Genomic DNA, 19,306 nt, shown 5'->3' on the forward strand with positions numbered 1-19,306 from the left:
AGATCAGTTGGCGTGCAGGGCGGCGTTGAGTTCGATGCCGGTGCCCTTGCGCGCGACCACCTCGACGCTGCCGGTCAGCGAGTTGCGGCGGAACAGCAGATTCGACTGGCCGGACAGTTCGGCCGCCTTGATCGTGCGGCCGTCCGGCAGCGCGACCTTGGTGCCCGCGGTGACGTAGAGGCCGGCCTCGACGACGCAATCGTCGCCCAGCGAAATGCCCAGGCCCGCGTTCGCGCCGAGCAGGCAGCGCTCGCCGATCGAGATGACCTGCTTACCGCCACCGGACAGGGTGCCCATGATGGAGGCGCCGCCGCCCACATCGGAACCGTCGCCGACCACCACACCGGCGGAGATGCGGCCCTCGACCATGGAGGCGCCGAGCGTGCCGGCGTTGAAGTTCACGAAACCCTCGTGCATGACCGTGGTGCCCTCGGCCAGATGCGCGCCCAGCCGCACCCGGTCCGCGTCGGCGATGCGGACGCCGGCGGGCAGCACGTAGTCGACCATGCGGGGGAATTTGTCGACGCCGTAGACGGTGACCGGACCGCGGGCGCGCAACTTTCCGCGCACCAGCTCGAAGTCCTCGACCGCGCACGGGCCGTAATTGGTCCACACCACATTGGCCAGGAGGCCGAACTGCCCCTCCAGGCTGAGCCCGTGCGGGCGGACCAGCCGGTGCGAGAGCAGATGCAGGCGCAGATATTCGTCGTGGGTGTCGATCGGCGGCGCGGACAGGTCCGCGATCGTGGTGCGCACCGCGACGACCTCGACCCGGCGGGCCTCGTCGGGGCCGACCAGATCGGCGAAGCGCGCGTACTCCGGGTCGCTCGGGCTCAGCCGCGTGGTCTCGGACGTCTCGAACGTGCCCAGTTCCGGATACGGGTACCAGGTGTCGAGGACCGTCCCGTTCACGGTCACCGTCGCTAGGCCGACTGCGGATGCTCCCTGTGTGCTCACGGCCCCTCAGCCTACTGGGTGCGGATCGCGAGGTGGCGGGCTCCCTGTGCCGCCAGGGCCGGAGCCGCTCGGCCCGGTCGTGAGACGTGCGAACAATTAGGCTGGTCCGGTGACCATCGATCTGCGCGCCGACCCGATCTCGATCACCGCGACCCTCGTCGACATCCCGAGCGTCTCCCGCGACGAGGCGGCGATCACCGACACCGTCGCCTGGGCCCTGCGTGAGCAGACCGAGGGCTTTGAGGTGCTGCGGCACGGCAACACCGTGCTGGCTCGCACGAATCGCGGGCTGCCGCACCGGGTGATCATGGCCGGTCACCTGGATACCGTGCCGATCGCCGACAACGTGCCGGGCCGGTTCGAGACGATCGACGGTGAGGAAGTGCTGTTCGGCTGCGGCAGCGTCGACATGAAATCCGGTGACGCGGTCTTCCTGCACCTGGCCGCGACCGTCGCCGACCCGGTCTGCGATCTGACCCTGATCTTCTACGACTGCGAGGAGATCGCCGCCGAATACAACGGTCTCGGCCGCATCGAACGCGAGCTGCCGGAATGGCTGGACGGCGATCTGGCCATCCTCGGCGAACCGTCGGGCGCGTGGATCGAGGCCGGCTGCCAGGGCACCCTGCGCGTCCGCCTCGGCCTCGGCGGCACCCGCGCCCATACCGCGCGAGCGTGGCTGGGCGACAACGCCATTCACAAGCTGGCGCCCGTCCTGCAGCGGCTGCGCGACTACGTGCCGCGCGAGGTGGACATCGACGGTTGCGTGTACCGCGAGGGGTTGTCCGCGGTGAAGGTGGAGGGCGGTGTGGCCGGCAATGTGGTGCCCGACGAGGCCGAGGTGCTGGTGAACTTCCGGTTCGCGCCCGATCGCACCCTCGACGAGGCGACCGAGCATGTGCGCGAGGTGTTCGACGGATTGGATGTGAGCTTCGAGCGGACCGACGGTGCGCCCGGCGCGCTGCCGGGTCTGTCGGCTCCGGCCGCGAAGAACCTGGTGGAACGCGTCCATTCCCACGGCGGTGGCGGGGTGCGCGCGAAATACGGCTGGACCGATGTGTCGCGATTCGCCGCTCGCGGCATTCCGGCGGTCAATTTCGGGCCCGGCGACCCCAATCTGGCGCACAAGGTGGACGAGCGCGTACCTACCCGCCAGATCACCGTCGTCACCGAGATCCTGCGCAACTACCTGACCGGTCACAAGGGCTGAACCGGTAGGTTCGGTCCCATGTCCACCGCGTCCGAGCCCGCACCGACCAGATCACCGAAGTCCACTCCGAAGTTCAGGGGCCCGATCATGTTGCGCCGGGCCCGCAAACAGGGCACCGGAACCACCGATCAGCATCTGCTCGACGGCCGCGGACCCACCGACTGGGTGCACACCGACCCCTGGCGGGTGCTCCGGATCCAGAGCGAATTCGTGGAGGGCTTCGGCGCCCTCGCCGAAATACCCAGGGCCGTATCGGTTTTCGGTTCGGCGCGGACGCAGGTGGATACACCCGAATACGAGGCGGCGCGGGCCATCGGCGGCGCGCTGGCCGAGGCCGGTTTCGCGGTGATCACCGGCGGCGGCCCCGGCGTGATGGAGGCGGCCAATCGCGGCGCCTGCGAGGCGGGCGGATACTCCGTGGGCCTGGGCATCGAACTGCCGATGGAACAGGGCCTCAACGAATGGGTCGACCTCGGTATCAACTTCCGCTACTTCTTCGCCCGCAAGACGATGTTCGTCAAGTATTCCCAGGCGTTCATCTGCCTGCCCGGCGGCTTCGGCACCCTGGACGAGCTGTTCGAGGCGCTCACACTGGTCCAGACCAACAAGATCACCCGCTTCCCGGTCATCCTGTTCGGCAGTCGGTACTGGGCGGGGCTGGTCGACTGGCTGCGGGATTCGCCGGCCGGCTCGGGCAAGATCTCGCCCGGTGATCTGGGACTGCTGCACGTGACCGACAGTGTGGAGGAGCTGATCGACATCGTGCTGCAGGCCGCCGCGCGCCGCGGCGAGGAGTCCACGGGGACGGAGGACAAGTGGTGAACGGGCAGCCGTTCGCGGTGTGTGTCTACTGTTCGGCCAGCGCCACGGATCCGGACGCGCTGCGGCTGGCCGCCGAGGTGGGCAGTGAAATCGCCCGGCGCGGTTGGCAATTGGTCTCCGGCGGCGGGCATGTGTCGATGATGGGTGCGGTGGCGGTAGCCGCGCGCGCCGGGGGCGCTCGCACCACGGGCGTGATCCCGAAACGTCTGGTGCATCAGGAAGTCGCCGATGTGGACAGCGACGAGCTGATCGTCACCGACACCATGCGCGAACGCAAACAGATCATGGAGGATCGCGCCGACGCCTTCCTGACCCTGCCGGGTGGAATCGGCACGCTGGAGGAATTCTTCGAGGCGTGGACCGGCGGATATCTGGGACTGCACGGCAAGCCGCTGGTGGTGCTGGATCCGAACGGCCACTACCGCGGGCTGTTCGCGTGGCTGGACGAACTGAGCGCGGCCGGATTCATCGGACGGCCCGCATTGGATCGGATTACCGTGACCGCGGATGTGGCATCCGCATTCCGAGCCCTGACCGCGCCGCGCATCGGCACTGCCTGAGCGATTCGACACCGCTCGACCGGAACCCGTTGGAGGAGAATGTGAGCACCGAGGCCCGCAACACGATCAGTCTCTGGGATCTGGTGCGCAGGCTGCCCGCGATGGCGGTGGAAACGCCGGGCATGCTGCGCGGCGCCACCGGCATGCTCGTGCGCGCCGACGACAAATCCTCGGTCGGGCTGTACTTCCAGAAGGCGGCACGGCGGTATCCCAATCGGCCGTTCCTGCGCTTCGAGGGTCGCGAATACACCTACGGCGAGGCCAATACCGAGGTGAACTGCTTCGCACAGGTGCTGGCGCAGCGCGGTGTGCGCCGCGGTGATGTGGTGGGCGTGCTGATGACCAACCGCCCCGAGACGCTGTTCGTGGTACTGGCGACGGTGAAGCTGGGCGCGACCGTCGGACTGCTCAATCACAATCAGCGCGAACAGGTGCTCGCCCACAGCTTCGGCCTGCTCGACAGCACGGTCAACGTGATCGGCGAGGAATGCGAGGACGCGGTGCGCTCGCTGCCCGAGCCGCCGCCGAATCTGCTCTATTCCGAGGAACTGCGGGAACTGGCCCGCGACGCCGATCCGGCCGACCCGGAGGTGTGCGCCGATATCCGTGCCCGGGAGCGCGCGTTCCTGATCTTCACCTCCGGTACGACAGGCTTGCCGAAGGCCAGCGTGATGACCCACCTGCGCTGGACGAAGAGTATGGCCGGGCTGGGCGGTCTGGGCATCCGCCTGCGTGGTGGCGACACCATGTACTGCTGCCTGCCGCTGTATCACAACAACGCGCTGACCGTCGCGCTCGGCGCGGTGCTCGGCTCGCGCGCGACGTTGGCGCTGGGACGCAAATTCTCGGTGTCGAACTTCTGGAGCGAGGTCATCGCGACCAGGTCGACGGCCTTCATCTACATCGGCGAGCTCTGCCGCTATCTGCTCAACCAGCCGGAATCGTCTCGCGAACACGAACATTCGGTGCGGCTGGCCGTCGGCAACGGCCTGCGCCCGGAGTTGTGGGACGAATTCCGGCGGCGCTTCCGCATCGGCCGGGTGGTGGAGTTCTACGGCGCGAGTGAGGGAAATATCGCCTTCATCAACGCCTTCGGCGTGGACCGCACCGCCGGATTCGGGCCGCTGCCCTACGCCGTGGTGGAATTCGACGAGGAGACCGGCAAGGCGCGGCGATACCCCGACGGGCGACTGCGCAAGGTTGCCTCCGGCGGTGTGGGCCTGCTGCTGGCGAAGGTCACCGACCGTTCCCCGTTCGACGGCTACACCGACAAGTCGGCGACCGAATCTAAGTTGGTGCGCAACGCATTCGACGAGGGCGACTGCTGGTTCGACACCGGAGATCTTGTGCGCGACCAGCATTGGCGCCACATCGCCTTCGTCGACCGCCTCGGCGACACCTTCCGCTGGAAGGGCGAGAACGTCGCGACCACCGAAGTCGAGGGCGCCTTCGACGGCGCGCCCGGTATCACCGAGGCGGTGGTGTACGGCGTGGACGTGCCCGGAGCCGACGGCAAGGCGGGGATGGCCGCGGTGACCCTCGCCGCCGGCGCCGCCTTCGACGGCTCCGGCCTGGCCGCTCAGCTCTACGACCGCCTGCCCGGATATGCGGTGCCGCTGTTCGTCCGCGTGGTGCCCGAACTGGAGACCACGTCGACCTTCAAGAGCCGCAAGGTGGACCTGCGCAAGCAGGGATTCACCCCGGACGATTCGACCGAGGTCTATGCGCTGAAGGGCCGTGACCAGGGATATGTGCCGTTCTACCCGAGCTATCCCGACGAGGTGGCGGCCGGTACCGCACCCCGAGGCTAGGTCGTGTCCGAGGGCGCCGACGGCCCGGCAATTAGACTCACCTCCATGAGTTCTGCGTCACCGCTGTCCACCCTGTGCGGTAAGCCGGTGGCGACGGATCGGGCGCTGGTGATGGCGATCGTCAACCGAACCCCCGATTCCTTCTACGACCGGGGCGCCACCTTCTCCGACGACGCCGCGATGGCCGCGGTGGCGCGCGCCGTGTCCGAGGGGGCGGATCTGGTCGATATCGGCGGGGTGAAGGCCGGGCCGGGCGACGAGGTCGACGCCGCGGAGGAGGCGCGGCGCGTGGTGCCGTTCGTGGCGGCCATCCGCGCCCGCTATCCGGACCTGTTGATCAGTGTGGACACCTGGCGCAGTGAGGTGGCGCGGGCGGCGGTGGCCGAGGGGGCGGATCTGATCAACGACACCTGGGCCGGGGCGGATCCGCAGCTCGCGGGCGTGGCCGCCGAACTGGGCGTGGGGATCGTGTGCAGCCACACCGGCGGCGCTCGGCCGCGCACCCGCCCGCATCGGGTCCGGTACGCCGACGTGGTGTCCGAGGTCACCGACACATTGGTGCGGGCCGCCGACGCGGCGCGCGCGGCAGGGGTCGCGGCGGATGCGATTCTCATCGATCCGACCCACGATTTCGGGAAAAACACGTATCACGGGCTCGAACTGTTGCGGGCCGTGGACATTCTTGTAAATACCGGATGGCCGGTCTTGATGGCGCTGAGTAATAAGGATTTCATCGGAGAGACTCTTGGTGTCGGACTTTCCGAGCGATTGGAGGGGACATTGGCGGCAACCGCGTGGGCGGCCGCGGCCGGCGCCCGGGTCTTCCGAGTTCACGAGGTCGCCGCAACCCGGCGAGTAGTGGACATGATCGCGGCGATTCAGGGCATCCGGCCCCCCGCACGAACCTTGCGAGGTCTGGTATGACGTTCGAGTGGACTGCCACGAATACGTGGGACCGACCACAGTGGGCGATCGACGAATTGGTCGACGCGAAGGATGGGCGCACCGTGTCGGTGGTGCTGCCCGCATTGAACGAGGAGCGCACGGTCGCCGATGTGGTGGCCAGTATCCGGCCGCTGCTCGGCACGCTGGTCGACGAATTGGTGGTGCTGGATTCCGGTTCCGTGGACGCGACGGCGGAGCGGGCCCGGGCGGCCGGGGCGCAGGTGGTGACCCGCGAGCAGGCCGTGCCCGAACTGGAGCCGGTGCCCGGCAAGGGCGAGGTGCTGTGGCGCTCGCTGGCCGCGACCTCCGGCGACCTGGTGGCGTTCGTCGATTCGGATCTGATCGATCCCGATCCGATGTTCGTGCCGAAACTGCTGGGTCCGCTGCTGACCGTGGACGGTATCCATCTGGTGAAGGCCTACTACCGGCGGCCGCTGCGCCAAGGCGCGGCGGTGGAGCAGCACGGTGGTGGCCGGGTGACCGAACTGGTGGCGCGGCCACTGCTGGCGGCGTTGCGTCCGGATCTGTCGAAGGTGTTGCAGCCCTTGGGCGGTGAGTACGCGGGAACGCGCGAGCTGTTGACCGCGGTGCCGTTCGCCCCGGGATACGGTGTGGAGATCGGTCTGCTGCTGGACACTTTCGACATGCTGGGCCTCTCGGCGATCGGCCAGGTGAATCTGGGCGTGCGCACGCATCGCAATCGGCCGCTGTCGGATCTGGGTGTCATGAGCCGGCAGATTCTCGGAACCGTGCTGGGACGCAGCGGAATTCGAGATTCGGGTGCGGCATTGACGCAATTTCCGCTGATCGGTGAGGAATTCACGGCATTGACCACCGATGTGCATCTCGCGGATCGGCCGCCGATGAACACCCTGCGCCCCGAAGAGGTTGCCGCCTGAATTCGCTACGGGCCGAAACCCCGCCGGAGCGAAGCGGAGGCCGAGAACTCAGCGTTCGTGACGGTAGATCGGGGTCAACAGATCCACTTCGATCGGTTCGCCGGTGTGGCGGTCGTAGCGGACGCCGACCACCGTCGAGAAGGCGCGGGTGTCGGCGCGTTCGTGCAGAGTCGCCAGCCGTGTTCCGAGAAGCCGTATCGCGCCCAGCGATCCGGGCGGATGTAGTCCGTCGATGACGAGAATGGTTCCGTGGCCGTCGGGGCGGGGCAGGCGCGCCAGATAGGCGATGTCGTAGGGCTCGGTGCCGCCCGGCCGGTAGATCCGGCGGGCGGCCCGGTCCTCGATCGCGCGGCGGACCCGCCCGGCCCGAGCCAGGGTCCGGCGCAGCCGCGGATCGGCCGACACCAGATAGCGCAGACTGGGCGACAATTCGGGCCCGCCGAGCACGATCAGGCCCTCGCGGTCGAGATTCAGGGGACGTCCGGGGAGGAATCGTTCGACCGTGACGGTGAATCCCAGCTGTCGCAACAGTTCTGCCAGCCGGTGCGGGGCGGCGGCATCCGGCGCGCCGATCAGCGGCGTGGCGCGTGTGACCGCGCGCAGGTCCGGGGTGAGCACGGTGAGTGGTCCGTGCCCGAAGAACAGGCCCTCCGGCACCGGGCCCTGGGTGCTGACCTGGTGAATCCGGGCGCGTGAAAGTCCTGCTGCCGCACCGATCCTGGCGAAGGTCCAGCCCTCGGCGTGCAACTCCCTGATCACCGCTCGGCGGATGCGGGTGAGCTCGTTGATGGTCTGCTGGGCCGCCGCGACCCCTTCGGTGGCAGCCTTGAGGCGTTCGACCTTGTCTTCGATCGCGAACACCCGTGCCACCTCGTCGGCTGACATGTGCGAAGTCTAGATAGCTCGACAGCCGGATGTGTCTAGTCCGGTTGACGAATCCGCCGCGGGGGCCGAATCCATCGAGCGCACCGGGCATTTGGGCCGGACCGGACGGTCCGTAATGGGTGCTATCAGTGCTTTTCGGTCAGGTGGCGTCGAAATCGATCGGCGGTTTTTCGTTGCGGTCGAGCGGTTTCGGCGGCTCTGGCACCGAATAGCTGGGTGCGGTCACAGAATTCGGCGAGCCGGTCTGTGAGGTGCCGGAATCGCCGGACGAGCCGTTGCCCGGATCGGCTGCCCCGAAGGTGCCGGTGAACAGCGAATCGTCACCGTCGAAGAGGTGCTTGGTGACCATCGACCGCGGCGTCATACCGCGCAGACCTTCGAGTGGTTTGCGCAGCTCGTTGAGCTCTTCGAGTGGTTTGCGCAGTTCGTCGAGCTCGGGTCCCAGATCGTTGCGCAGCTGGCTGGTGGCGCCGGAGGCGTAGTCGCGGACCTGACGCAGACTCTGCGCGGTCCAGCGAATCGCCCCCGGCAGCCGTTCCGGGCCGAGAATCACCAGCGCGGCGACCACCAGGATCACCATCTCGGGCCAGCCGATATTGAACATAAGACCAGGCTACTGGGGTGCTTGCGGGGCGTTCTTATCGGATTCCAGCGTCACCGGCACATCGACCTGACGGCCGTCGCGGATCAGTTGGAAATTCACCGTCTCGCCGATCTGGTGGGACTGGACGGCGACGGTGAGTTCGGCCGGTTCGGTGACCTGCCGATCACCCACCTTGACGATCACGTCGCCCTCGGCGATGCCCGCCTTGGCGGCCGGGCTGTTGCCGACCACATCGGCCACCGCGGCGCCGCTCATGACGTCGTTCTCGACCTGCTTGGTCTTCGCGCTCACGCCGAGCCACGGGTGGTACATCACACCGTCGCGGATCAGCGTCTGCGACACCCGCTGCACCAGATCCACCGGAATCGCGAAGCCGAGGCCGACCGATCCGCCGCTCTCGCTGCGGATGGCGGTGTTGATCCCGATCAGCCGGCCCTCGCCGTCGACCAGGGCGCCGCCGGAGTTGCCGTGGTTGATCGCGGCATCGGTCTGCACGGCGTCGAAGGCGCCGGCGGTGTCGTCGCCGGCCTCCGGGCTCTCCTGGATCGCGCGATGCAACGCGCTGACGATGCCGGAGGTGACGGTCTTGCTCAGGCCCAGCGGCGAGCCGATGGCCAGCACGTCGTCACCGACCTGCACATCGCTCGACTTCCCGAGCCGGGCCACGGTGAGGTTCTTGACGTCGACCTTCAGGACCGCGAGGTCGGTCTTCGGGTCGCGGCCGACCAGCTGGGCCGGTGCCCTGGTGCCGTCGGAGAAGGTGGCCTGGATCTTGGCCCGCCCGCTTTTGTCCTGTGCCGCCATCGAGATGACGTGATTGTTCGTGACGATATAGCCGTTGCCGTCGATGACCACGCCCGAACCGAGGGCGCCGTTGTCGCCGACGGTCTCGCGGATCGAGACGACCGAGGGCAGTACCGCGTCGGCCACCTTGGCGACCTGACTGTGCGGTTTGTCGGTGTTGCTCTCCTGCTGCAGCGCGATCTTGCGCGAGGTCAGCGCCCCGGTGTTCTCGGCCGTGAACCGGCCCACCAGGCCGCCGAGCACGCCGATGATCAGGGCGACCACACCCAGGACGGCCAATGCCTTGGGCGCAACCCTGCCGCCGAACAGCACCTCGCGGGCGCCGAGTTTGGTACCCGGCGGCAGCGGCTGCGGGGCGGGGGTGTGGATGGCGGGATCACCGAGGCGGGCCGCGGCGGCGGGATCGCGCCAGGGATCGACCGGTGCGCCGCTATCGGGCGTGTCGGTTGCGGCGTCCGGATCTCGCTGCAGGCGCTCGTCCGAACCCGCGGGCCGGCCGAAGGCCTCGGCCAGCACCGCGTCCGGCGGGCGATTGACCAATTCGGGACTGTCGTGGCGCGGCGCGGACGCGGCCTGGGTGTGCGATGCGAAGGATCCGGCCTGCCCCTCGGGGCGGCGGAAAGCGCGGGCGGTGTGTTTATCGATATCCGGGCGGTACACCGGGCGCGGCCCCAGCACGGGCGCGTCCGACGGCCTCAGGTTCCCCCTGGCCGCCGAATCCGATGAAGCGGACGGCGTCGATTCGGTGGTCACGTTCGCAAACTCTACTTGCGCCACCATCCCGTCCACCGCCTGCTCTCGAATCCCATTTCTCGATTCGAGGAGGAAGCGAAACGGAACGAATCCGCCCGCAGGCCGAGGAAACTCGCGCCGCGCGACATATCTTCGGTGCTACGTCCGGTCAGGTCGGCCAGCGGAATTCTGCTCAGCGTGTCCTGCAGGTCGGTCGGCGCGGAAATCTGCATTTGTGCCGCCCGGCGCAATGCCACCCGGGCCTGCTGCTGCGCCTCGACCTCGGCGGCGCATTCGGGGCAGCGGGACAGATGTTCGGCCGCGCGCAGATAGGCGTTCATTCTCAGCTCGCCGTCGACATATGCGACGACGGCCTCATTGGCCAGGTGTTCGGTGGGGGCGAAACGACCCTCGCCGGTCATACGGATGCACACCCTTCCGACGGACTACAGCTTCGCCGGGCACGGCCGCGGCGCTGCACCGCTGTTTTACCCGACTTTCTCCTCAGCGGCGAACCGCTGCTGAGAACCATTATGCGCAAGGTATTCCCGCAGTGCCTGACGGCCGCGGTGGATCCGGCTGCGCACGGTACCCAACTTCACACCGAGGGTAGCGCCGATCTCCTCGTAGGACAGACCTTCGATATCGCACAGCACGACGGCCGCGCGGAATTCCGGCGCCAGCGCGTCGAGCGCCCGCTGCAGGTCCGGATCCAGCCGGGCATCGTGATAGACCTGCTCGGGCCCGGGACCTTCGGACGGCACCCGGTCGTAGTCCTCGGGCAGCGCCTCCATCCGGATGCGGTTGCGCCGGCGGACCATGTCGAGGAACAGATTCGTGGTGATCCGGTGCAGCCAGCCCTCGAACGTGCCGGGCTGGTAGTTCTGCAGCGAGCGGAAGACCCGGATGAACGTCTCCTGGGTCAGATCCTCGGCATCCTGCGGGTCACCGGTCAGGCGGTAGGCCAGCCGGTACACCCGGTCGGCGTGCTCGCGGACCAGTTCGTCCCAGGTCGGCATCATGGTGCGGTCGCCGGTGGCGTCGAAGGCGGCGGTACCGCTGAGCGCGTCGTCGTCCGCGGCCTCGCCCGCGACGGATTCGGTATCGTCGAAGTCGGCGCCGTTCGCGACGACGGCCCGGGCTTCGGGACCGACTTCGGCTTCCGGACGAACTTCGACTTCGGTACGGACATCGCTACGAGCGGCAGCGGGCAGCTCGTAATCGGCCGAGACGCCGATCGGCAGACTCGACTCGGGCAGGGTGGCGTACTCGCGCGCCGCATCGACCTTGTGGATGGGGTGACCTCCTACTCGGGACCGTGGAAGGCGCACGACGACTGGTGGTCGTCGCGTACCGGGTACAACCCCGGACCCGAGTCCGGTGTTCCCGGGCGCCGTCCGGCGGTCGGCCGGCCCTTGCTTGGTCAATACTCTGGCGGTTCCCGATGTGCCGGTGGTATGGGGAGGCTGAGGGACACCTGAGAAAAACACCGGCCGTCGTCGCGCCCCCGGACAGCCACGCCGTTAGCCTCATATTCGTGAGCCACATCCCAGCGGCATCGGCCCTGCAGCGCAACCTCGCCTACGTGGAGGAATCCGTGGTCGAGGACGAGATCCTCATCGCCGCGCGGGAGCGGGCCACCGAACTGGGCGCCGCGCCGGTGCCGCCGTCGGTGGGAGCGCTGCTCAGCATGTACGCCCAGCTGCTCGGCGCCCGAGCGGTGGTCGAGGTCGGCACCGGCGCCGGAATCAGCGGCCTGTGGCTGCTCGACGGCATGCGCGAGGACGGGACGCTGACCACGATCGACTCCGAGCCGGAGCATCAGCGTGCGGCCAAGGACGCCTTCCGCGCGGCCGATGTCGCGCCCGCGCGCACCCGGCTGATCAACGGCCGCGCTCTGGACGTGCTGCCCCGGCTCGCCGACGGCGCCTACGACCTGGTGTTCATCGACGCGGCCCCGCTCGAGCATCCGCAATACGTCGAGCAGGCCGTACGTTTGCTGCGTGAGGGCGGGGCGGTGCTGATGTACAACGCGCTGCTGGGCGGGCGGGTGCCCGATCCGGCGCAGCGCGACGCCGCGACCCAGGCGGTGCGGGCGGCGACCCGGGCCGTGGCCGAGGACCCCGCCCTGACCAGCGTGCTGATCCCGGTCGGAGACGGGCTGCTCTGCGCCTCGCGCGGCTAGTCGCCGCTCCCCGTGGTCCGGCGGTTCGATCGAGCCGGTTCCGGAAATAGCTCGCTGAAAGCTGTCTACCTGCGCGTTCGGCTTTCGAAATTTGTCACGGGCCGAGTCTTGCGTGCGGATTGAACGAGTGTTTAGTATATTGAACATGTGTTTAAGGGAGCAGCCGTACCGGAAGGATCCGCCTCGGATCTGAGCACGCCCGCCCGGATCCGGGACGCGGCGATCGTCGTCTTCGGCGAAGAGGGATTCGGGGTCGGGGTGCGGGCCATCGCCAAGGCGGCGGGGGTTTCGCCCGGCCTCGTCAATCACCACTTCGGTTCCAAGGACGGCCTGCGCGAGGCGTGTGACGAGCACGTACGTGCCGTCATCCGGGCCGCGAAGACGGAATACGTCCAGCAGCCCTCGCCGAATTCGACCCTGAAGGCCCTCGCCGAAATCGAGGAGTTCGCGCCCTACACCGCGTATCTGATGCGCAGCTTCCAGGCCGGCGGAACGCTGATGACCTCGCTGTTCGATCAGATGCGCGCGGACGTGGAGTCCTATCTCGAGGTCGGTATCGAGGCCGGCACGCTGCGCCGGCCCAGGGACGTATCGGCGACGGCGAACTATCTGGCGGTGCAGAACGGCGGCGGATTCTTCTTCTTCCTGCAGCTCTACGCCGCCCGCCACGAAGGAAAGCTCGACTTTCGAAAAGCGTTGCGCGAGTACGCCGATCAGATGATGCTGCCGGCGGTCGAGGCCAACACCCACGGCCTGTTCGCCGATTCCTCGGTGCTCGACTCGTTGCTCGCCGAAATGTGAACCCTTATCTCACAAGGAGATTCGATGTCATCGGCAATCGAGGTCCGGAAGCTGCACAAGCATTTCGGATCGGTACGCGCCCTGGACGGCCTCGACCTCGAGGTCGCCGAGGGAGAGGTGCACGGCTTCCTCGGGCCCAACGGGGCCGGCAAGTCGACCACCATCCGCATTCTGCTCGGCATCCTGGCGCGCACCTCGGGGCAGGCCCGGGTGCTCGAGCGCGATCCGTGGACCGATGCGGTCGAGTTGCATCGCGATATCGCCTACGTTCCGGGCGATGTCACGCTGTGGCCGTCGCTGTCGGGCGGGGAGACGATCGATCTGCTGGCGCGGATGCGCGGCGGCATCGATACCGCGCGCCGCGCCGAGATGATCGAGCGTTTCGAACTCGATCCGCGCAAGAAGGCGCGCGCGTACTCCAAAGGCAACCGGCAGAAGGTGGCACTCGTCTCCGCGTTCTCCTCGAACGCGCGACTGCTGTTGCTCGACGAACCGACCTCGGGCCTGGATCCGTTGATGGAACAGGTCTTTCGCGAATGCGCGCGAGAGGCGGCCGAGCGCGGCGCTACCGTGCTGCTGTCGAGCCACATCCTCTCCGAGGTGGAGGCGCTGTGCGATCGGGTCACGATCATCCGCGCCGGTAAGACCGTCGAGAGCGGCACCCTGGCCGAGATGCGTCATCTCAGCCGCACATCGATCAAGGCCGAACTCATCGGCGACCCGGGCGATATCGGCGCCATCGCGGGCGTCGAGGACGTCACGATCGAGGACCACACGCTGCACTGCCAGGTCGACAGCGAACATCTCGGCGAACTGATCCGGGTTCTCGGCGACGCCGGAGTGCGCAGCCTCGTGAGTCAGCCGCCGACGCTGGAAGAGCTGTTCCTGCGCCACTATTCGCTCGACGGCGACGCGCCGGCCGATGCCCGGCGACCCGCGCACACCTCCGCGTCGCGGGACGAGCAGGCATTGAGCGAGGCGACGAAATGACCACCGCGACCCTCGACCGCCCGCACGGCGGATTCGCCGAACGCTCCACTCGGTCCTCGGATTTCACCGGCACCGGGCAGCTGCTGCGCCTGTATCTGCGGCGGGACCGCATCGTATTGCCGCTGTGGGTGCTGCTGCTCTCGGCGCCGCTGGGCAGCGTCTACGTCTCCAGCGTGAAGAATCTGTACTCGTCGCCGGCCGATCTGCAGAATTTCGCGCACACCATCCTGTCCAGCCCGGCGCAGCTGGCGCTGTACGGCCCGATCTACAACACCAGCATCGGTGCGGCCGGCGTGTGGAAGGCAGGGGCGTTCTACACCCTGATCGGCATCGCCACCATCCTCACCGTTATCCGGCACACCCGCGCCGAGGAGGAGACGGGACGCGAGGAGCTGCTCGCCTCGACCCGGGTGGGCCGCTTCGCCGCCCTGACCGCGACCCTGCTGCTGACCTGTGCCGCCTGCGTGGCGGTCGGAATCGTCGCGACGCTGAGCATCGCCTCGGCGGGAGTGCCGTTCGACGGCTCGCTGGCCTTCGGCGCGGCGCTGGCGGCCTCGGGCATCGTCTTCGCGGCCGTCGCCGCGGTCGCCGCGCAGCTGAGTGCGAGTGCCCGGCTGGCCCGCGGCATCGCGCTGGCGGTGCTCGCGGTGACCTTCACCCTGCGCGCCATTGGTGACGCGCGGGCCGGAGACGGTCCGACCGACATCCTGACCTGGCTGTCGCCGCAGGGCTGGTCGCTGCAGGTCCGCCCCTTCGCCGGCGATCGCTGGTGGGTGCTGCTGCTGCATGCGGTGACCACCGTCGTGCTGGTCGCGGTCGCCTACACGCTGCTGCGGCGGCGCGACATGGGGGCCGGACTGATCGCCGACCGGCCCGGTCCGACCGCCGGATCGGCCCTGCTGAGCGGGCCGTTCGGGCTGGCCTGGCGGTTGCAGCGCGGCACCCTGGCGGCGTGGACGGTCGGGCTCGCGCTCTACGGCCTGATCATCGGCAGCGTGGTTCACGGCATCGGCGACGAGATCGGCTCCAGCCAGACCGTCCGCGACATCATCGCCCGGCTCGGCGGTTCGCAGGGGGTGGAACAGGCCTTCCTGAACACCGCCTTCTCGATGGTCGGCCTGGGCGCGGCGGCCTTCTCGATCTCGGCCGCGCTGCGGATGTACGCGGAGGAGAGCGACGATCGCGCCGAAACCGTCCTCACCGGCGCCGTCGGCCGAATTCGCTGGGCCGCAAGCCATCTGATCTTCGCCTTCGGCGGTCCGGTGGTGGCGCTGTTCGCCTCCGGCGTGATCGGCGGCCTGTCCTACGGGATCGCCGCGTCGGATATGGGCGGCAAGTTCCCGCAGGCGCTGGAAGCGGCGATGATCCAGATTCCCGCGGTGTGGGTGTTCACCGCGATCACCGTGCTGCTGTTCGGATTGCTGCCGCGCTGGACCCCGGTGGCGTGGGGTGTGTTCACCGCGGGGGTGGCGATCTATCTGCTCGGCTCGATCTCCGGTATGCCGCAATGGGTTCTGGACCTCAACCCCTACGGTCATCTGCCGAAGCTGCCGGCGGAGGACTTCCGCGCGATGCCGGTGATCGTGCTGCTGGTGCTCGCGGCGGTGATCACCGCGGTCGGACTCGCGGGCTGGCGCCGACGCGATCTGCGCTGATCCGCAAGGCATTTCGCCGCCCGGTCGCTCCTCTCCCGGAGCGCCGGGCGGCACTTTCCGTGGCCGGGACCACCGGACTGCCGATACCATTGGCACAGTGGGTAATTCGGCGGTACCGGGAGGCGGGGAGTGTACGAGCGCGGAATCCTGATCGAGGTCGCGCCTCGCGGGTGGCTGGTCCTGGCTCTCGTCAGCCTCGGCGCGGCGGTCTTCGTGGCACTGCTGGTGATGCTGCTGGTCAGTGACGACAAGTTCGACGATCCGTCGAGATATCCGAGAGTGCCGCACGGTACCTGTGCGCCGTTCTGCTACACCCCGGAAAGTCCGGGCGTCACCGAACCGGCCCCGCCGCCGCAGTATCCGATGCCGGGCCGCTGAGCCGGTTGCTCACCCCGACATCGGGGGCTCAGACCCAGACGCCCTTGCCGACGGTGACCACGCCGCCGTTGCTCACCGCGAACCGCTCGCGGTCGCGGTCCAGATCGACGCCGATGATCTCGCCCTCGCCGACCATCACGTTCTTGTCCAGGATCGCGCGCCGCACCACCGCGCCGCGGCCGATCCGCACTCCGGGCATCAGCACACTGCCCTCCACGGTCGCCCCGTCCTCGATGAACACATTCGAGCTCAGCACCGAATTGCGGACCGTCGCCGCGGACAGGATGCTGCCCGCGCCCACGATGCACTCCTGGGCGAGCCCGCCCTGCGCGAATTTCGCCGGTGCCAGATTCTCGGCCGTGCCTCGAATGGGCCAGTGCTTGTTGTAGAGATTGAAGATCGGGTGCACCGACACCAAATCCATATGGGCTGCGTAGAAGGCGTCGATCGTCCCGACGTCGCGCCAGTAGCCGCGGTCGCGGTCGGTGGAACCGGGAACGTCGTTGCGCGCGAAATCGTAGACACCGGCCTGCCCCTGGGAGACCAGCGCCGGGATGATGTCACCACCCATGTCGTGATCGGAATCGACATCGTCGGCATCGGCGCGGATCGCGTCGACGAGCACCTTCGTGGTGAAGACGTAATTGCCCATCGAGGCGAAGGTCATATTCGGATCGTCGGGTGTGCCGGGCGGATGGACCGGTTTCTCCAGAAATTGCGTGATGCGGCCCGATTCGTCGGAATCGATACAGCCGAAGGCGCTGGCCTCGCTGCGCGGCACCCGGATTCCGGCCACGGTCACCCCCGCACCGGAATCGATGTGATGGGCGACCATCTGTTCGGGATCCATGCGATAGACGTGGTCGGCGCCGAACACCACGATGTAGTCGGGGTCCTCGTCGTAGATCAGATTCAGCGACTGCATGATCGCGTCGGCGCTGCCGGTATACCAGCGCGGTCCCAGCCGCTGCTGGGCCGGGACCGGAGTGATGTATTCGCCGCCGAAGCCGGACAGCCGCCAGGTCTGGGAGATGTGCCGGTCCAGGGAATGCGATTTGTACTGGGTCAGCACACAGATGCGCAGATAACCGGCGTTGACGAGGTTGGAGAGGACGAAGTCGATCAGGCGGTACGCGCCCCCGAACGGGACCGCCGGCTTGGCGCGGTCCTTGGTGAGGGGAAAGAGTCGTTTGCCCTCACCACCGGCTAGCACTACTCCGAGTACGTGCGGCTGGCTCCTCACGGAATTCAACCTACCGTCCCAGGCCACGGCGTGTCCGATGCCGGTTCACTCCGGCGTGGCCGGGCAGGTGTGGTGGGGCGGGGGCGTACCGATTAGGTTGGACCGGTGAGTTTCGCGGATGGCGGCCGCGAGCCGATATCGCCTGCCGACCCCGACCGGCTCCGGGTCGCGATGTTGACCCGCGAATATCCCCCCGAGGTGTACGGCGGGGCCGGAGTACACGTGACCGAACTGGTCCCGCAGTTGCGCCGGCTGTGCGACGTGACGGTGCACTGCATGGGCGCCGAACGCGGTGATGCGGTGGTCCATCAGCCCGATCCGATGCTCTACGCCGCCAATTCCGCCCTGCAGATGATGTCGGCGCAGTTGCGCATGGCCGATGCCGTCGGCGCGGTCGACGTGGTTCACTCCCACACCTGGTACACCGGGCTCGGCGGACATCTGGCCGCGAGTCTGTACGGCATCCCGCACGTCCTCACCGCGCATTCGCTGGAACCGCGCCGGCCGTGGAAGGCCGAACAGCTGGGCGGCGGTTACCGGTTGTCGTCGTGGTCGGAGCGCACCGCGATGGAGAATGCCGACGCGGTGATCGCGGTCAGCGAGGGCATGCGCCACGATGTGCTCGATGCCTACCCGACCGTCGACCCCGGGCGAGTACACGTCGTGCACAACGGGATCGACACGCGGGCCTGGTTCCCGGGTGGTCCGGTGCCCGAGGCCCGCGATGTCCTCGCCGAACTGGGGGTACGCGACGATGCGCCGATCGCGGCGTTCGTCGGCCGCATCACCCGGCAGAAGGGGGTCGCCCACCTGCTCGCCGCGGCGCGCGACATCGACCCGGGGATTCAGCTGGTGCTGTGTGCCGGCGCACCGGATACGCCGCAGCTGGAGGCCGAGGCGGCCGCGACGGTGCGCGAACTCGCGGCGACACGCGGCGGCGTGTTCTGGGTCCGCGATATGTTGCCGACCGAGCAGGTTCGCCAGATCCTTTCCGCCGCAAGCGTTTTCATCTGCCCTTCGGTGTACGAGCCGCTCGGGATCGTGAATCTGGAGGCGATGGCCTGCGGTACCGCGGTGGTCGCGTCGGACGTCGGCGGGATTCCGGAGGTGGTTCTCGACGGGCAGACCGGACGACTGGCGCATTACGACCCGCAGGCGCCGCGCGGCTTCGAACGAGACCTCGCCGACCTGGTGAACGACCTCGCCGGGGACGCGGAGACCGCGGCGCGGTTCGGGGCGGCCGGCCGGGCACGCGCGACGGCCGAATTCAGCTGGGCGCAGGTCGCCGCCCGCACCACCGACCTCTACGACCGCATCCGCAAGGGCTGACGGCCGGGCAGGCAACGGTCGGCGGGCCGTAGCGCCCAGGACGTGACGGTCAGCGCGGTCATGACGCTCAGAATCCCGACCTCCGCGCGGGCGTAACCGGTGACCAGATGTGAGGCGATCGCGCCGGTGTAGACGAAAAACGTTCCGGCATAAGCCCATTCCTTGCACAGCGGGAGCCGGGGAGCGGCCAGCACGATCGCGGCCGGGATCTTCCACACGCCGAGCAACACCAGGAAATAGCGTGGGTACCCGAGCTGGGTGACCACATCGGTCACGAACGGGATGCGGGCGAGATCCCAGACGCCGCCCACCCCGGCCTCGGCGACAATGGCCGCGGTGGCGACCCGATAACCGACGGTGCGGTAGCGGCCGTCGGCGATCGCGAGCACGGGTGGGCGGGCAAGGCGTCCGATGATGCCGGCCGACGTGGTCGTACCGTCCGGCGCGGAGCGGGAAAGACTGCGCATGGCTGCCTCCTGGCTGATGATGGTGAGTG

The 19,306-nt window shown here is 68.2% G+C and carries 20 protein-coding genes; 12 read left to right on the forward strand and 8 right to left on the reverse strand.

Annotated elements, in window-relative coordinates:
- Positions 1–3: 3 nt before the first annotated feature.
- Positions 4–957: a 2,3,4,5-tetrahydropyridine-2,6-dicarboxylate N-succinyltransferase gene (gene dapD / locus ACPCUW_RS04350; RefSeq protein WP_030514883.1), complete on the reverse strand. Its 954-nt coding sequence runs from the start codon at positions 955–957 to the stop codon at positions 4–6.
- Between the two features lie 109 nt (positions 958–1,066).
- Between dapD and dapE the strand changes: the two genes are divergently transcribed.
- The 6 genes from dapE to ACPCUW_RS04380 are packed head-to-tail and all read left to right on the forward strand — an operon-like array spanning position 1,067 to position 7,204.
- Positions 1,067–2,167 (forward strand): succinyl-diaminopimelate desuccinylase, encoded by a 1,101-nt coding sequence (gene dapE, locus ACPCUW_RS04355; protein WP_063012362.1) that lies wholly within the window; start codon positions 1,067–1,069, stop codon positions 2,165–2,167.
- A gap of 18 nt (positions 2,168–2,185) precedes the next feature.
- Positions 2,186–2,989, forward strand: a complete 804-nt coding sequence (locus tag ACPCUW_RS04360; RefSeq protein ID WP_104392679.1) for a TIGR00730 family Rossman fold protein — start codon at positions 2,186–2,188, stop codon at positions 2,987–2,989.
- A complete protein-coding gene (locus ACPCUW_RS04365) occupies positions 2,986–3,549 on the forward strand; it encodes a TIGR00730 family Rossman fold protein (protein ID WP_104364295.1) in 564 nt (187 codons plus the stop codon). Before ACPCUW_RS04360 ends, ACPCUW_RS04365 begins: the two co-directional genes overlap by 4 nt.
- Positions 3,550–3,590: 41 nt before the next feature.
- A complete protein-coding gene (locus ACPCUW_RS04370) occupies positions 3,591–5,360 on the forward strand; it encodes a long-chain-acyl-CoA synthetase (protein ID WP_423423732.1) in 1,770 nt (589 codons plus the stop codon).
- A gap of 45 nt (positions 5,361–5,405) precedes the next feature.
- Entirely contained in the window at positions 5,406–6,284 is an 879-nt protein-coding gene (folP, locus tag ACPCUW_RS04375) for a dihydropteroate synthase (protein WP_423423733.1), read from the forward strand.
- Positions 6,281–7,204 carry a glucosyl-3-phosphoglycerate synthase gene (locus ACPCUW_RS04380; RefSeq protein WP_423423734.1) on the forward strand — a complete coding sequence of 308 codons (924 nt, stop codon included), beginning with the start codon at positions 6,281–6,283 and terminating at the stop codon, positions 7,202–7,204. The genes folP and ACPCUW_RS04380 overlap by 4 nt, the downstream gene beginning before the upstream one ends.
- Positions 7,205–7,252: 48 nt before the next feature.
- On the opposite strand, the gene ACPCUW_RS04385 is transcribed toward ACPCUW_RS04380, so the two are convergent.
- The 5 genes from ACPCUW_RS04385 to sigE all read right to left on the reverse strand — a co-directional run bounded on the left by ACPCUW_RS04385 (position 7,253) and on the right by sigE (position 11,560).
- Positions 7,253–8,089 carry a hypothetical protein gene (locus ACPCUW_RS04385; RefSeq protein ID WP_030514890.1) on the reverse strand — a complete coding sequence of 279 codons (837 nt, stop codon included), beginning with the start codon at positions 8,087–8,089 and terminating at the stop codon, positions 7,253–7,255.
- Positions 8,090–8,228: 139 nt separating this feature from the next.
- Entirely contained in the window at positions 8,229–8,693 is a 465-nt protein-coding gene (tatB, locus tag ACPCUW_RS04390; RefSeq protein ID WP_423423735.1) for a Sec-independent protein translocase protein TatB, read from the reverse strand.
- 9 nt (positions 8,694–8,702) lie between these two features.
- Complete coding sequence (locus ACPCUW_RS04395) at positions 8,703–10,277, reverse strand: S1C family serine protease (protein WP_218401501.1); 1,575 nt, start codon at positions 10,275–10,277, stop codon at positions 8,703–8,705.
- Positions 10,262–10,651 carry a hypothetical protein gene (locus ACPCUW_RS04400; RefSeq protein ID WP_030514893.1) on the reverse strand — a complete coding sequence of 130 codons (390 nt, stop codon included), beginning with the start codon at positions 10,649–10,651 and terminating at the stop codon, positions 10,262–10,264. The genes ACPCUW_RS04395 and ACPCUW_RS04400 overlap by 16 nt, the downstream gene beginning before the upstream one ends.
- 66 nt (positions 10,652–10,717) lie before the next feature.
- Positions 10,718–11,560 (reverse strand): RNA polymerase sigma factor SigE, encoded by an 843-nt coding sequence (gene sigE, locus ACPCUW_RS04405; RefSeq protein WP_063012350.1) that lies wholly within the window; start codon positions 11,558–11,560, stop codon positions 10,718–10,720.
- A 215-nt stretch (positions 11,561–11,775) separates the two neighbouring features.
- On the opposite strand from sigE, the gene ACPCUW_RS04410 reads away from it, so the two are divergent.
- The 5 genes from ACPCUW_RS04410 to ACPCUW_RS04430 all read left to right on the forward strand — a co-directional run bounded on the left by ACPCUW_RS04410 (position 11,776) and on the right by ACPCUW_RS04430 (position 16,238).
- Positions 11,776–12,414, forward strand: a complete 639-nt coding sequence (locus ACPCUW_RS04410; RefSeq protein ID WP_104364296.1) for an O-methyltransferase — start codon at positions 11,776–11,778, stop codon at positions 12,412–12,414.
- 147 nt (positions 12,415–12,561) lie between these two features.
- The gene (locus ACPCUW_RS04415) at positions 12,562–13,215 is read left to right on the forward strand and encodes a TetR/AcrR family transcriptional regulator (RefSeq protein ID WP_030514896.1); all 654 of its coding nucleotides are present in this window, start codon (positions 12,562–12,564) and stop codon (positions 13,213–13,215) included.
- 24 nt (positions 13,216–13,239) lie between these two features.
- Complete coding sequence (locus tag ACPCUW_RS04420; RefSeq protein ID WP_423423736.1) at positions 13,240–14,205, forward strand: ATP-binding cassette domain-containing protein; 966 nt, start codon at positions 13,240–13,242, stop codon at positions 14,203–14,205.
- Positions 14,202–15,860 (forward strand): ABC transporter permease, encoded by a 1,659-nt coding sequence (locus ACPCUW_RS04425; RefSeq protein WP_195073485.1) that lies wholly within the window; start codon positions 14,202–14,204, stop codon positions 15,858–15,860. Before ACPCUW_RS04420 ends, ACPCUW_RS04425 begins: the two co-directional genes overlap by 4 nt.
- A 129-nt stretch (positions 15,861–15,989) precedes the next feature.
- The gene (locus ACPCUW_RS04430; RefSeq protein ID WP_030514899.1) at positions 15,990–16,238 is read left to right on the forward strand and encodes a hypothetical protein; all 249 of its coding nucleotides are present in this window, start codon (positions 15,990–15,992) and stop codon (positions 16,236–16,238) included.
- Positions 16,239–16,266: 28 nt separating this feature from the next.
- Here ACPCUW_RS04430 and glgC read toward each other — a convergent pair whose 3' ends face one another.
- Positions 16,267–17,481: a glucose-1-phosphate adenylyltransferase gene (glgC, locus tag ACPCUW_RS04435; RefSeq protein ID WP_030514900.1), complete on the reverse strand. Its 1,215-nt coding sequence runs from the start codon at positions 17,479–17,481 to the stop codon at positions 16,267–16,269.
- A 171-nt stretch (positions 17,482–17,652) separates the two neighbouring features.
- On the opposite strand from glgC, the gene glgA reads away from it, so the two are divergent.
- Positions 17,653–18,810, forward strand: a complete 1,158-nt coding sequence (gene glgA, locus ACPCUW_RS04440) for a glycogen synthase (RefSeq protein ID WP_423423792.1) — start codon at positions 17,653–17,655, stop codon at positions 18,808–18,810.
- Here the strand turns inward: glgA and ACPCUW_RS04445 are convergent.
- Complete coding sequence (locus ACPCUW_RS04445; RefSeq protein WP_423423737.1) at positions 18,786–19,277, reverse strand: DoxX family protein; 492 nt, start codon at positions 19,275–19,277, stop codon at positions 18,786–18,788. The two genes, glgA and ACPCUW_RS04445, sit on opposite strands and share 25 nt — an antisense overlap.
- Positions 19,278–19,306: the final 29 nt, after the last annotated feature.

The organism is Nocardia sp. AB354 (assembly GCF_049538315.1).
GTDB lineage: Bacteria > Actinomycetota > Actinomycetes > Mycobacteriales > Mycobacteriaceae > Nocardia > Nocardia nova.

Bases quoted from the DNA above. Each gene is read 5' to 3' on its own strand.
- ACPCUW_RS04360 (WP_104392679.1), top strand. From the start codon at position 2,186: ATGTCCACCGCGTCCGAGCCCGCACCGACCAGATCACCGAAGTCCACT.
- folP (WP_423423733.1), top strand. From the start codon at position 5,406: ATGAGTTCTGCGTCACCGCTGTCCACCCTGTGCGGTAAGCCGGTGGCG.
- ACPCUW_RS04380 (WP_423423734.1), top strand. From the start codon at position 6,281: ATGACGTTCGAGTGGACTGCCACGAATACGTGGGACCGACCACAGTGG.
- ACPCUW_RS04385 (WP_030514890.1), bottom strand. From the start codon at position 8,089: ATGTCAGCCGACGAGGTGGCACGGGTGTTCGCGATCGAAGACAAGGTC.
- tatB (WP_423423735.1), bottom strand. From the start codon at position 8,693: ATGTTCAATATCGGCTGGCCCGAGATGGTGATCCTGGTGGTCGCCGCG.
- ACPCUW_RS04395 (WP_218401501.1), bottom strand. From the start codon at position 10,277: ATGGTGGCGCAAGTAGAGTTTGCGAACGTGACCACCGAATCGACGCCG.
- ACPCUW_RS04400 (WP_030514893.1), bottom strand. From the start codon at position 10,651: ATGACCGGCGAGGGTCGTTTCGCCCCCACCGAACACCTGGCCAATGAG.
- ACPCUW_RS04420 (WP_423423736.1), top strand. From the start codon at position 13,240: ATGTCATCGGCAATCGAGGTCCGGAAGCTGCACAAGCATTTCGGATCG.
- ACPCUW_RS04425 (WP_195073485.1), top strand. From the start codon at position 14,202: ATGACCACCGCGACCCTCGACCGCCCGCACGGCGGATTCGCCGAACGC.
- glgA (WP_423423792.1), top strand. From the start codon at position 17,653: ATGTTGACCCGCGAATATCCCCCCGAGGTGTACGGCGGGGCCGGAGTA.
- ACPCUW_RS04445 (WP_423423737.1), bottom strand. From the start codon at position 19,277: ATGCGCAGTCTTTCCCGCTCCGCGCCGGACGGTACGACCACGTCGGCC.